The following is an 11720-nucleotide window of genomic DNA, read 5'->3' on the forward strand; positions in this document are numbered from 1 at the left end:
TATCGGCAGCACATCGCCGAAGCTGCCGTGGCAGCAGTCACTGGGACCAGTAGTAAGCGATTGATGCGCCGATCACCGCGCCGGCGACGAATCCACCCACCAAGTCTGCCGTGCGGACCGTTGGTGATCACCGCGCTATGCAGCAACACCATGGCCTGGGATATCACCTAAGGTTTGCCTGTGCGTTCTATGTCGAGGGAAGTGCCAGCCGATTGGCCTGCAACGATACGGCGGAAGAACCACAGAATGACTGGGCAGACCAGGAGCATGACGGCGCCGAAGTCGAGCGCGGCGCTTGCGGAACCGAACGACGTGGAAAGCTTTCCGCCGATCGCGGAACCAACCGGGCTTCCAGCATAGAAAACCGTATAGAATATCCCCATTCCGACCGCCCGTGTCTTCGGCTCGAGCACACGCGCAGGAAGGCTCATTATCGCCCCGGCAGGCAAGCCGCAAACGGCCCCGACGGCAATGACGACGGGAAGCACCTGGTCGCTTCGCGACAGAAGAACCGTCAACAGCGCAAAGCCAATGCAACCTGCGACAACGATAGCTTCGCCGCGCTTGGTCAGATCAGCGAGGAAGCCCCCGACGGGAACCGAAATTGCCGTGAGCCAGAGGACGATGCTGATCGTTGGTCCAGCTGCAGCCATGGACCAACCTTGCTCGACGAGCATCGTTGGGCCGAAACTGAAGATCATCACCAAACCGAGATTGTAGAGACACCAGATCGAGCTAGCGGCAATCACCGCACAGACCGTTTCCGAGGTCACACTTCCTCGTTCGCCTTCAACGGAGGCGGCCGCCTCCGGCTCGTGGTAGAAAAAGGCCATGAGGACAAGGCCGATCAAAATCCATCCTGCGACAGCAAGGTTGACGAGATGAAGGCCGAACCTCGTTGCGATCCATGGCAGGAGCATGAGCGAGATTGCGATGCCCACCGGCCACGAGTTAACGAAAATGGCCATCGCTGTTGCAATTTCGCGGCCGGTGAACCAGTCGGCGACCATCTTGGTCATCAGGACGCTCAGGAGAATGCCGCCAGCGCCGGCGATCAGTCGGCCTGCGATTTGCACGCTCCATGACGCCGACGAGGCCATCAGCAATTCGCCTGCCAGCATCGCCAGGAGTCCCGCAAGAACCATCGCCTTGTCGCCATAGCGGCGTCCGATGGTACCACCGGGGAAGGCGAGCAGGACGCCCGGAGCAAAATAGACCCCGATAAGGACGCCGATGTCGGCCAGGCTCGCACCGAGGCTTTGGCTAAGCTGCGGCGCTACGGCCCCTACGCTGCCAAACTGGAACGCGAAGGCGGCACGAGCGACAAACAAGACAGCAAGAATGGTCCAGCGGCGCGGCACTTGAATCCTCCCTAGGACTGACGATCGGCGCATGGTTTTCACCAAATGCGTCGCGGGCTCAGTCCCGTCCACCATTGTTCAACGCTTGCAGATCATGTCGGCCAACGGCCCAGGCCAGCGCCTCTTCGAGTCTGTCGTCACCCCAAAACGTTTCGCCATCCACGACGAAGGCCGGGGAACCGAAAATGCCATAGCTGCGGGCCGCATCGGTTTCAGCCTTGAGCCGCTCGTGGGCACGGGCGCCGTCGGCCTTGGCAATCACATCATCGACATCCTGACCGAGGGGGGCCAGCACATGGCCCAAATGGGCGCGGCTACCCAGTTCCATGCCTTCCAGATACCATGCCGAGAAGCTTGCGATGGTATAGGCCTCGCACCAGCCCTCTTCGGCCGCTACCATGGCGATCCGGTTGGCCAGAAGGTCCGGATCGGTCGGCCAGATGGGCGCCTTGACATAAGGCACGCCGTGCGTCGCCGCGCGCCGCTCCACATCGCGCCACATGTACTTCACCTTTGCCGCCTGAGTGCGGAGGGCAATGTTGTTCTCGGCCATCACGGTTCGGACATTGAAGGGGCGCCATCGAACGGCAACACCCGACTGTTTCGCCATCGCGGCAATGCGCATCACCGACAGATATGCGTAGCCGCTCCCGAAGAAATAGAAGAAGTCGATCTGCTTCATTCCCACCGCCTCCACGGCCGCAGCCGATTCGACACGAACCAATGCCTCAGTCGGTGCTGTTAAGGCTGCACACGCGTATGAGCCATGACCCGTCGGGCTGCCGCTCGAACACGTCGACTGATGTACCGTTGCCGACTTCTAGCCCCTCGGTGTACGTGGCCAGGCACCAAGCCAAGTCACCAGATTTGCCCGCGTGCATCACTGTCATCTTCTTGTCGGTCGCCTCGCTGTGCCCGTTCGTCCAGGTTGCGTGGAGGGCTTCGATCGCGTCGCGGCCCCGAGCAGGAGGCGCATAAGGCGAATGTAATTCGGCATCGGCCGTAAACATCGCGCCGCATGTTTTGGCGTCGCCGGCCCGATAGGCGGCCACGTAGGCATTCCAGAAAATCTGCAGTTCCTCGTGGATCGACACCGCCGGCCCCTCCAGGGGTGAGATTGCTATATTAGCAATTTCTCAGACATGCGACAATTCTCCCATGCGGGGTCGGCCGCCGGCCATCTTCCCATCTAACCGTCATCGCGGTGGCCCCATGGTGGGGGTGTCAGTCTCCCTTCTGGCAGTTTGCGACCTCACACCGCGCACATGTGTCCGCTTACGGGATATCGCAAAGGCGGGCTCTACGTCTGAGTTAAGGCGCAAAGCAGCCGTTGAAGTGGCCCCGGCAAATGATCAGGCCATCGTCCATGAGATCGATTCACGTATCAAAGGGTGTTCCCGCAGGCCCTTTGCTTGGTGGTTCATGAGGTTACACTGGCCTCATGACCTTCAAACTGACATTCCTTGGCACCTCGGCGAGCGTGCCCTCGGCCGAACGCAATCATCCAAGTCTCCTCATTGAATCCGGAGGCCAGCGGATCTTGGTTGATTGCGGCGAAGGTACTCAGCGACAGCTGCTGCGTGCCCGAGCCGGCTTCAGGCGGCTCGACCGTCTGCTTCTCACGCATGCGCACTTCGATCACGTGCTCGGGATTCCGGGGCTGTTCTCGACACTTCGGCTCAGGCAGAGCGAAGAACTCGTGTCCGTTCACGGAAGCCGGGAAACCCTCGACGTCGTTGCCCGCATGCTCGCGGGTCTATGGGGCGAAGGTCGGTCGCCGATCTCTTTGGATCTCGTGCCGCTGACGCCGGGTTTGGTCGTCGACGCAGATGAGTTCAGGATCGACTGCTTCCAAGTCCGACATCGCGATACCGATAGCTACGGGTTCGTATTCGAGACGCCGCCGCGTCGACACCTTCGCCCGGACCGTTTGGCGGCGCTGGGTGTGCCGGATGGTCCAATCAGAAAGGAACTGGCGGAGGGCCGCTCCATCATCCTCTGCGATGGCAAGGCGGTTGCACCTGAAGAAGTTCTTGGGCAGCCCGAAGGCGCCAAGAAGCTCGTCATTATCGGCGATACCGAGACCACCGATGGTTTGAGAGAACAGGTACGCGGCGCCGATTTGCTGGTCATCGAAGCCACGTTCCTTCAACGAGATTCAGGCATGGCCCGCGAGTACGGCCATCTCACAGCGGCGGAAGCCGCATCGGTGGCGGCGAACAACCATGTGAAGCAACTCGTTCTCACCCACATCTCCGGCCGCTATTCTGATGAGGAAATCCTAGCCGAGGCCATGCAGACGTTTGCGAACTCCGCGGTCGCAACGGATTTCACAATCCTTACGGTCTAGGGGCGCGTATTCATAAATTCAGAATGTCCGCTTTTGAAAGGTAAAGTGGACTCGCGCCCCCGGGTACGGGGCCTAGATCGATCGTATCTGATCCCAAAGCACTTTGGGTTCCCATAGCTCGAACGATGACATTCAGGATCGGCATCATTTCGGACACACACGGCTTGTTGAGGCCCGAGGCAGAGCGTCGCCTAGCCGGTGTCGATCATATCATTCACGGCGGAGATATAGGCAGGCCAGAGATCATCGCCGCGCTTCGAAGGATTGCGCCGGTCACCGCCATCAGAGGAAACGTGGACACCGGAACCTGGGCCGCGCAGTACGCTGAGACTGAGCTCGTGCGGCTTGCGGGGCGAACGGTCTATGTGCTTCACGACTTGAAGACGCTGCAGATCTCGCCGGCCGCGCTTGGCATCGACATGGTAATCTCGGGCCACTCTCACATTCCAAAGATCGAGACTGTCGATGGGGTGCTCTACTTAAATCCCGGCAGCGCCGGCCGGCGGCGCTTCAAGCTGCCGATCACGTTGGCGACGGTCGATGTCACGCCTAGCCACATGCAACCAGTCATTCACGAACTCGGCGACGCTTGATGCGTCGCACGCACCCTGAGGCGAATTGGACGCCAAGAAATGTCTGGAATGGGCTGAAAGCTGAACATGTGCTTTCGGGATATTTGGACCAAATTGCCAACCTTTCCATCGAAGGAACCGCACTGGGGATGTTGCGATCGTCCCGGCCGGCGCTGCGGCACTCGCGGCAATAGATGATTTTCAGATGATCTAATTGCAGGCAAGGCTGATCGGGACCGAACCCGCCTGGCCAGCGCGGCGACGTCACGCACCGCCCTGCGCTCGCAGGGGAGGCAACAATAAACCGATAGGCCTGTGCCAGCCGCAAGCTTGCCGCCGAACGCGCCTCCGAAAACGGGTATTCCTTGCCAATGGCGATCTCCTAGGAGGTCGCCCATCCTGATATTTGTCTTGGCGCTGGGTTTGGCAAGAGCCCGCCCGAAGGGATTAGAACGGGCTCCAGGCCTCCCAACATGACGCGAACTACTTCGCGTCCGGCATTTGGTCCAAACCGGAGCCGTGCTCGAATGTTCCATTAGAAAGATGCCGATGCTCGATGAGGGTCGACGCTGACCGCAGATCGGGCCGTCGGCCGCACGCTTGCCCGTGCCGCAGCTTTCCCTGCCGCGAGCATGCGGTCCGACAATTCGGTCCCTTCCACGGCGCGGGCCAAGTGAAGAGCGCCAATGTGGTCGAAAAGACGCCCAGCGCAACGGCCTCCGGATCGTCGGTCGGCGGCAATGCATTAAACGCGCTCGGCGTTGGGATCGACAAGCCTCTGCATATCGCTTGCTTTCTCGTGCGTTTTGACCGCGGAACAACCCGCCCCATGGGCAGGCCTACGATGACGCCTGGGTCACGCCACCAGTGGCGGCTCGTCAGTCAGACTTCCGGCAAGATGGAGCTCCCTGAACTTGGCGATTGGGGCTGACGATATGCCGAACAGATCCCAGCGCTCGAATCTCAGCCGTCCTTTCGACCGGCGACCACAACCACAGCCCCCATCGGCAAGACGCACGACAGCCATGCGTGTCGGGTAATCGAATCCTTTGAACGAGACGATCCCGCCATCCGCAATCCACAAGTTCGATCCTAGCGGTTCCAGCATGTCGCTAAGTCCAATAAGGCGCTAGCAGCGCGGTTCACCTGGCTAGGTACTGCCACGACCGCCATGCGTAGCACTTTGGAGTTAGGCCCGAACCGCAAAAGGAGCTTTCCAACTGAGCTACACCTCAATTGCGGTGGTGTCTCAGTTTCGAATTGACGGGCCTCCGAGGCGGTCATTCAGCTAAGACCTGAAACGTGCTATGATTCGGCACATGGGCAAAAAGGCGAAGCGAAAGCAAAAGCAAGCAGTTGAAGCCCTTTTAGATGGCGAACGGGAGCGAGAGGCTGACTTCTACGCTCGTAAGGTCGGCATCACCCGAGACGAAGCTCTCAGGATCATTAATGAAGCTCACAAGCCGAAGCTCTCGATAGTTCCGAAAGACAAGGGCAAATAGCTCTTTTAGGCGGCCTTCTTTTTGTAAGGCCCGCCACTGCCGGGTTTTGGCGCAACGGTGTCCATCTTCTCGCATAGACACGCCAGCGGGCCTTGGCCGTCGTCATTTCCAGCGTCTTGGCCTGCTGCCAGTTTCGTGGACACCTGGATAAGGTGTTTGACGGAACTGGAGAGTGGGAATGCAAAGAAGGACGTTCAGCCGCGAGTTCAAGCTTGAGGCGGTGAGATTGATCAAAGATCGGGGCGTGGCGGTGGCCCAAAGCTCGGCCTTCTGCGCTGACGTAAACCAGATCCGTAACGTCACCATGCAACACCTCCTCATCCTCTCACATTAGGAGTATTGCGGCGACCCTTGAACCCACCGGCGCAAAACTGCCGTTCGGCAGACGACAAACGGAATATGGGTGGGTGGCCGGATCGGCTTCTTGAATCGACTTTGGCGAACTGCCTCGTAACATATTGATAAATAACGATTATATTAGTCGCAGAGGGTGTGAGATTGCAAAAGAAAATCAATGGTTTAGCGGATGGTTAGCCAACCCATATCCTTCGTATGATCTCGTATGGTCTGGCGAACCTAAAGAACGGGAGGGCGACTAAAAAGGTATGGATGAATGCGTATTGCGCGGCCGCTTTGGGGCCGGAAGCAGAGGGTCCGGTTCTGAAACGAACTGGCCAGAAAAGTGCCATTCCGTTGGCAACCCCATCCAGGACACAACGACGTTGCTGGCCGTAACCCGAAAGCTGACACTCGACTGCGGCGCCGCCTTGGCCGTTTTTTGCGTCAGGAGTTGACTTTCATGTCGCAACAGAACGTTCCTGATAGGACGCCCCTACCGGAAATCCGCGGCAGTCAAGGTGTAGGAACTGCGGCGGTCCCGGGAGTAGGCTTTGCCGGCAACCTTGTGGATGGATGATCGCAAGGTGTCGAAGGCTGACAGGTATTTTGTTTCCGACGCCGCTGTCCCGGCCAGAGCGCTGTCGGATTTTGCCAGCGCCTCGATCTCGACGAAGAAGCGCACTTCGAACATGCCGTCATGGCCAGTGAAGCGGACGGCGTTGCGGGTTTCGTCAAAGCTGCGGCTGGGGTTGGGAAACGAGAGCGTCATGACTAGCCCGCTGCTGTCTCGTGCGGGACAATTGGCGGCGCGGCAACCCGCGCCCTGCGGCGCTCGGTATTGCCCCGGTTGAGGGACAACATGCTGCGCGTCGCATCCGAACGGTTGAGTCCGGTCATAGCAACGCCGTCCTCATGCGCCGGAATACCGGTGAAGACGCGATAGACGGTCCAGGAACGATCCGCTTCGACGCGGCGGCCATATTGACGGTTTGTGAAGTCGCGTCCCGGCGCGCCACCCTCGTTTTCCCAGATCCGAGGCGCGGCGGCATTGCGCTGCCGATCGGTTTCGGTGTTGCGGGCATTCATGATGCTGGCCTTTCCACATTGACCGCTTGCGTGGCGAGAGCGCCCGAATAGAGTGCTGCGCCATTCGCGTCGGCGATCGTCATGGCGTCTGGCCGTGGGGGCATGTTCAGGGTCTTGGCCAGAAACCTGGCGATTTCGATCGCATCGTCGAGGTCGACCGCTTCCACGGTCTCGCGGCCGATCAGGGTATGCGCATCGTCCGCTTCCCTTGTGCGATAGAATTCGATCAGGATCTTCATCGCCCGTCCCGCCGCGTCAGTTCTTGCCCCTGCCCTGCCGCGCGGCGAACTGATGTTGGCGGCAAGCCTGGTCTGGGTGCCGAACACGCTTTCAGCTTTGGGCAGGACCTTTTCCTGCTTCGGCTTCCTGATTTCCCGGCTGGAGCGTTTCTGTCCCTTTGGCATGTGCGAACGTCCTTTCGATGAGTGTCATGGCGTCACCGGGCGACCTGTCGACCGATTCGAGACTGTCCTGCGTCGCCACCCGTTCATGACGTTCGCCGTCGCTGCGGATGCGGTATTGCAGCGAATCTCCCCTCGGCGGGAGCGTGGCCGTGATGCGGTAGATTTCCGCGGTCGTTGAGAACGTGCCAAAGCCGCCCTTCAGCCGGACAGCCTGTTCTACGGCAAACAGATGCGTTGCAGCTTCGCGGCGGATCGGGCGTGTGTTGCGTTGCATCAAGGTGGTGGTTCTCGTCATTGTCTCTGGTCCTGCTCCAGTGCGGCTTCAAGCGATGCCGGATCGATCGGCACCATCTGCTGCGTGGCTCCGCCGGCGGAGATCGCCGGCAGGTGAATGAAGGTGGCCACGCGGCGCCATGCGATCAGCGAAGCCCCTTCGAGGGCTTCCTCGTCTTGATCGACGCGATACTCTCCAGGTGGTTGCGGCGTATCGAGGCCGGGCAGCGAAAACGCCGCCCTGAAGCGAACGATTGAGGGTATGGTGCGGCTGGTCATCAATTGCGGCTTTCCGCGGAAACGCACGGCGCCTTTCCGTATCATTCCCACTCGAACCGCCGGAACGATGCCCGACGCTGCCAGTACATCCGTGGTCAGCGTCGGTTTCATTCCAGGGTTCGAACGGGACGAAATGTGCGCCGGACCGGCGCATGCACTCGTTTTCGAGAATTGGTGGTGAATGGCGGGGCTCTGACACAAAGCCAACTCGACCAAATCAACGAACTTTACATATGCGCCTCAATTGAGTTGCAAACAAGGTCGCGACACTTTTTATTTGAGCTTTGAAATAACAAATCGGCATCCGTGAAATTCAAGGTGGCAGAAAGTTTTCCGCCAACGCCAATGAATTTCTGCGCGGCTCGAAATTATTTCATTCGATTGTTTGGGCATCCACGAGAATTAATTCTGGCACTCCTATCTATCGAGTGCCAACGCGCCTATACAGGAGCAGCGGCCGCCCATGCCGGCCCCAGAAAGAAGTTCCCCCATGAAATTCCGGCCACTCCACGACCGCGTCGTCGTCCGGCGCGCCAAAGGCGACACCAAATCCAGAAGTGGCATCATCATTCCCGACAATGCCAGGGAGAAACCTCAGGAAGGCGAAGTGATCGCCGTCGGCCCGGGCGCACGCGACGAAAGCGGCGCCTTGATCGTGCCCGATGCAAAAGCCGGTGACTTCATCCTGTTCGGCAAATGGTCGGGTACCGAGGTCAAGATCGACTGCGAGGACCTTCTGATCATGAAGGAAGCCGACATCGTGGGGATCATCGACAAGAGCGAGACCGGCATTGTCGACAAGACAGTGGCCGTCAAGAACGCCGCCTGACCGGGCACGCTTCACGGCTCACTCCAATTTTTGAATGGGATGATCAATCATGTCTGCCAAGGAAATCAAATTCTCCACTGATGCCCGCGACCGCATGCTGCGCGGCGTCGAGCTCCTCAACAACGCAGTCAAGGTGACGCTCGGCCCCAAGGGCCGCAACGTCATCATCGACAAGGCTTACGGTGCGCCGCGCATCACCAAGGACGGTGTGACGGTGGCCAAGGAAATCGAGCTTACCGACAAGTTCGAGAACATGGGCGCGCAGATGGTGCGCGAAGTGGCTTCGAAGACCAATGACCTTGCCGGTGATGGCACCACCACCGCCACGGTGCTGGCCGCTTCGATCCTGCGCGAAGGCGCCAAGCTCGTCGCCGCCGGCATGAACCCGATGGACCTCAAGCGCGGCATCGACCAGGCGGTTGCGGCTGTGGTCAAGGAGATCCAGGCTCGGGCCAAGAAGGTCAAGTCCTCGGCCGAGATCGCGCAGGTCGGCACCATCGCCGCCAATGGTGATGCCAGCGTCGGCGCCATGATCGCCAAGGCGATGGACAAGGTCGGCAATGACGGCGTCATCACCGTCGAGGAAGCCAAGACCGCCGACACCGAACTCGACGTCGTCGAGGGCATGCAGTTCGACCGCGGCTATCTCAGCCCGTATTTCGTCACCAATGCCGACAAGATGCGCGTCGAACTGGAAGAGCCCTATGTGCTTATCCACGAGAAGAAGCTCGGCAATCTGCAGGCGATGTTGCCGATCCTCGAAGCGGTGGTGCAGGGCGGCAGGCCGCTGCTAATCATCTCCGAGGACGTCGAAGGCGAGGCGCTCGCCACGCTGGTCGTCAACAAGCTGCGCGGTGGTCTCAAGGTCGCGGCTGTCAAGGCGCCGGGCTTCGGCGATCGCCGCAAGGCGATGCTGGAAGACATCGCCGTGCTCACCGCCGGCCAGATGATCTCGGAGGATCTCGGCATCAAGCTCGAAAACGTCACGCTAGAAATGCTCGGCCGCGCCAAGCGCGTGCTGATCGAGAAGGACACCACCACGATTGTTGATGGCGCCGGCACCAAGGCGACGATCCAGGCGCGCATCGGCCAGATCAGGGGACAGATCGAGGAAACCACCTCCGACTATGACAAGGAAAAGCTGCAGGAACGGCTGGCGAAGCTCGCCGGCGGCGTTGCGGTGATCCGCGTCGGCGGCGCCACCGAGTCGGAAGTCAAGGAAAAGAAAGACCGCATCGACGACGCGCTGAACGCCACGCGCGCTGCTGTCGAGGAAGGCATTGTTCCGGGCGGCGGCGTGGCGCTGCTGCGCGCCAGGTCTGCGCTCAAGGGCCTGACCGGCGCCAATGCCGATGTGACCGCCGGCATTTCGATCGTGCTCAGGGCGCTTGAGGCGCCGATCCGACAGATCGCCGAGAATTCCGGCGTCGAAGGTTCGATCGTCGTCGGCAAGCTTACCGACAGCAAGGATCACAATCAGGGGTTTGACGCCCAGAACGAGGGCTATGTCGACATGATCAAGGCCGGCATCGTCGACCCGGCCAAGGTGGTGCGCACTGCACTGCAGGATGCCGGCTCGATCGCCGCGCTCTTGATCACGGCCGAGGCCATGATCACCGACATTCCTGCCAAGGATGCCGCGCCTTCACCTGGCGGCGGCGGCATGGGCGGAATGGCATACTGAGACCCTGGCGCCAGGATAAGCCCGTGCGTGAACCGACGCTGTTTCCGGTGTTCGGCAGGCTTGGGGTCAAGTCGCCGGCCGCCGTCGCAGCGAGCCCGGCCATATCCAGGAGCTTGAAGAATGTGGTGGCCGACATGCGGGAGAGCCTTTCATCGCACGGGGGCTTGGCTTTGAAGCTCGGCGTGGTGCTGTGGACAGCCCTTGTCCTGGCGGCGGTGTTTTTCATTCTGCAGGCCTGAACCGGTCGACATCGCGGCGGCCCGATAATCCACAGTTTGCAACACTTTAGCTTAACCGACGTTCCATCTAAACGCTGGCAGCTAGAGACAAACCTATGAGCCCAAAACGGACGTCCCACGTAAAGACTGATCGGCCGGCCGCGGTGACGGGAGGCGCTACGCCGGATTGGAAGGAATTGGCCGCAACGGCCTTTCAGCGGACCAGAATGCCCATGGTGGTGGCGGACGCCACCGCGGACGACTACCCGATTGTTCTGGCGAACCCGGCCTTCCTCAGTCTGACCGGATATAAGGCAGACGACGTGTTAGGCCGTAACTGCCGTTTCTTGCAGGGCAAGGCAACCTCCCCGGCCGCGGTGGCGGAAATTCGGTCCGCACTACGAGAACAGCGCGAGGTCAGCGTCGAATTGCTCAACTACCGGAAGGATGGAACACCGTTCTGGAACCGGCTTCATATCAGTCCGGTCTATGACGACGACGAGCGCGTCGCCTATTATTTCGGGTCGCAGATCGACAGCACGGAATATCGCCGAATTCAATCTCTCGAAGCGTCAGAGCACCGGCTCCTGCTCGAAGTAGATCATCGCGCCAACAACGTTCTTGCGCTGGTCGACAGCATCGTCCGCCTCACGAAATCCGACAATTCCGCTCTCTATGCCGCTTCGGTTCAGGATCGGATCCAGTCCCTGGCTCGGGCCCATGCCCTGCTCGCGCGACGGGGTTGGCAAAACGTCCCGCTGCGCGAGGCGATACAAACTCAACTCGAGCCTTACGGCGCCTCGCGAGCCGTGCTGGAAGGCCC

At 60.1% G+C, this 11720-nt stretch carries 15 protein-coding genes; 7 read left to right on the forward strand and 8 right to left on the reverse strand.

The genetic code is table 11. From position 1 onward, the window contains the following. Positions 1-167: 167 nt before the first annotated feature. From AC0YKC_RS30675 to AC0YKC_RS30685, 3 genes are read right to left on the reverse strand one after another with little or no spacing between them, the layout of a single operon-like run. A complete protein-coding gene (locus tag AC0YKC_RS30675) occupies positions 168-1361 on the reverse strand; it encodes an MFS transporter (RefSeq protein ID WP_320293577.1) in 1194 nt (397 codons plus the stop codon). Between the two features lie 58 nt (positions 1362-1419). Beyond that, positions 1420-2043 (reverse strand): 2-hydroxychromene-2-carboxylate isomerase, encoded by a 624-nt coding sequence (locus AC0YKC_RS30680; protein WP_320293576.1) that lies wholly within the window; start codon positions 2041-2043, stop codon positions 1420-1422. A gap of 46 nt (positions 2044-2089) precedes the next feature. Further along, the gene (locus AC0YKC_RS30685; RefSeq protein ID WP_320293575.1) at positions 2090-2455 is read right to left on the reverse strand and encodes a YybH family protein; all 366 of its coding nucleotides are present in this window, start codon (positions 2453-2455) and stop codon (positions 2090-2092) included. 347 nt (positions 2456-2802) lie between these two features. Here AC0YKC_RS30685 and AC0YKC_RS30690 point away from each other — a divergent pair, with 347 nt between their 5' ends. From AC0YKC_RS30690 to AC0YKC_RS30700, 3 genes are all read left to right on the forward strand, one after another. Beyond that, a complete protein-coding gene (locus tag AC0YKC_RS30690) occupies positions 2803-3711 on the forward strand; it encodes a ribonuclease Z (RefSeq protein WP_488513744.1) in 909 nt (302 codons plus the stop codon). Between the two features lie 125 nt (positions 3712-3836). Continuing rightward, positions 3837-4304: a metallophosphoesterase family protein gene (locus AC0YKC_RS30695; protein WP_488513745.1), complete on the forward strand. Its 468-nt coding sequence runs from the start codon at positions 3837-3839 to the stop codon at positions 4302-4304. A 1298-nt stretch (positions 4305-5602) separates the two neighbouring features. Next, positions 5603-5785 carry a hypothetical protein gene (locus AC0YKC_RS30700; protein ID WP_488513746.1) on the forward strand — a complete coding sequence of 61 codons (183 nt, stop codon included), beginning with the start codon at positions 5603-5605 and terminating at the stop codon, positions 5783-5785. 832 nt (positions 5786-6617) lie between these two features. Here the strand turns inward: AC0YKC_RS30700 and AC0YKC_RS30705 are convergent. From AC0YKC_RS30705 to AC0YKC_RS30725, 5 genes are all read right to left on the reverse strand, one after another. After that, positions 6618-6893, reverse strand: a complete 276-nt coding sequence (locus AC0YKC_RS30705) for a DUF1488 family protein (protein ID WP_006203073.1) — start codon at positions 6891-6893, stop codon at positions 6618-6620. A 2-nt stretch (positions 6894-6895) separates the two neighbouring features. Then, the gene (locus AC0YKC_RS30710) at positions 6896-7210 is read right to left on the reverse strand and encodes a hypothetical protein (RefSeq protein WP_488513747.1); all 315 of its coding nucleotides are present in this window, start codon (positions 7208-7210) and stop codon (positions 6896-6898) included. Continuing rightward, positions 7207-7449 (reverse strand): hypothetical protein, encoded by a 243-nt coding sequence (locus AC0YKC_RS30715; RefSeq protein WP_488513748.1) that lies wholly within the window; start codon positions 7447-7449, stop codon positions 7207-7209. The genes AC0YKC_RS30710 and AC0YKC_RS30715 overlap by 4 nt, the downstream gene beginning before the upstream one ends. Positions 7450-7540: 91 nt before the next feature. Next, positions 7541-7909 (reverse strand): hypothetical protein, encoded by a 369-nt coding sequence (locus tag AC0YKC_RS30720; RefSeq protein WP_488513749.1) that lies wholly within the window; start codon positions 7907-7909, stop codon positions 7541-7543. After that, positions 7906-8277: a hypothetical protein gene (locus AC0YKC_RS30725; protein WP_488513750.1), complete on the reverse strand. Its 372-nt coding sequence runs from the start codon at positions 8275-8277 to the stop codon at positions 7906-7908. Before AC0YKC_RS30725 ends, AC0YKC_RS30720 begins: the two co-directional genes overlap by 4 nt. Before the next feature lie 379 nt (positions 8278-8656). Between AC0YKC_RS30725 and AC0YKC_RS30730 the strand changes: the two genes are divergently transcribed. The 4 genes from AC0YKC_RS30730 to AC0YKC_RS30745 all read left to right on the forward strand — a co-directional run. Continuing rightward, positions 8657-8995 (forward strand): co-chaperone GroES, encoded by a 339-nt coding sequence (locus AC0YKC_RS30730; protein WP_488513751.1) that lies wholly within the window; start codon positions 8657-8659, stop codon positions 8993-8995. A 49-nt stretch (positions 8996-9044) separates the two neighbouring features. Next, positions 9045-10679, forward strand: a complete 1635-nt coding sequence (groL, locus tag AC0YKC_RS30735; RefSeq protein ID WP_488513752.1) for a chaperonin GroEL — start codon at positions 9045-9047, stop codon at positions 10677-10679. Between the two features lie 23 nt (positions 10680-10702). Then, positions 10703-10918 (forward strand): hypothetical protein, encoded by a 216-nt coding sequence (locus AC0YKC_RS30740; protein WP_488513753.1) that lies wholly within the window; start codon positions 10703-10705, stop codon positions 10916-10918. 95 nt (positions 10919-11013) lie between these two features. Further along, a partial coding sequence (locus AC0YKC_RS30745; RefSeq protein ID WP_488513754.1) for a PAS domain-containing protein occupies positions 11014-11720 on the forward strand: 707 nt, incomplete at its 3' end.

It is taken from the genome of Mesorhizobium sp. CNPSo 4661, from assembly GCF_057784215.1.

What these genes read in the sequence shown, in the direction of transcription:
- AC0YKC_RS30680 (WP_320293576.1), bottom strand. Translation starts at nt 2,043, where the DNA reads ATGAAGCAGATCGACTTCTTCTATTTCTTCGGGAGCGGCTACGCATAT.
- AC0YKC_RS30690 (WP_488513744.1), top strand. Translation starts at nt 2,803, where the DNA reads ATGACCTTCAAACTGACATTCCTTGGCACCTCGGCGAGCGTGCCCTCG.
- AC0YKC_RS30695 (WP_488513745.1), top strand. Translation starts at nt 3,837, where the DNA reads ATGACATTCAGGATCGGCATCATTTCGGACACACACGGCTTGTTGAGG.
- AC0YKC_RS30700 (WP_488513746.1), top strand. Translation starts at nt 5,603, where the DNA reads ATGGGCAAAAAGGCGAAGCGAAAGCAAAAGCAAGCAGTTGAAGCCCTT.
- AC0YKC_RS30705 (WP_006203073.1), bottom strand. Translation starts at nt 6,893, where the DNA reads ATGACGCTCTCGTTTCCCAACCCCAGCCGCAGCTTTGACGAAACCCGC.
- AC0YKC_RS30710 (WP_488513747.1), bottom strand. Translation starts at nt 7,210, where the DNA reads ATGAATGCCCGCAACACCGAAACCGATCGGCAGCGCAATGCCGCCGCG.
- AC0YKC_RS30715 (WP_488513748.1), bottom strand. Translation starts at nt 7,449, where the DNA reads ATGAAGATCCTGATCGAATTCTATCGCACAAGGGAAGCGGACGATGCG.
- AC0YKC_RS30720 (WP_488513749.1), bottom strand. Translation starts at nt 7,909, where the DNA reads ATGACGAGAACCACCACCTTGATGCAACGCAACACACGCCCGATCCGC.
- AC0YKC_RS30725 (WP_488513750.1), bottom strand. Translation starts at nt 8,277, where the DNA reads ATGAAACCGACGCTGACCACGGATGTACTGGCAGCGTCGGGCATCGTT.
- AC0YKC_RS30730 (WP_488513751.1), top strand. Translation starts at nt 8,657, where the DNA reads ATGAAATTCCGGCCACTCCACGACCGCGTCGTCGTCCGGCGCGCCAAA.
- groL (WP_488513752.1), top strand. Translation starts at nt 9,045, where the DNA reads ATGTCTGCCAAGGAAATCAAATTCTCCACTGATGCCCGCGACCGCATG.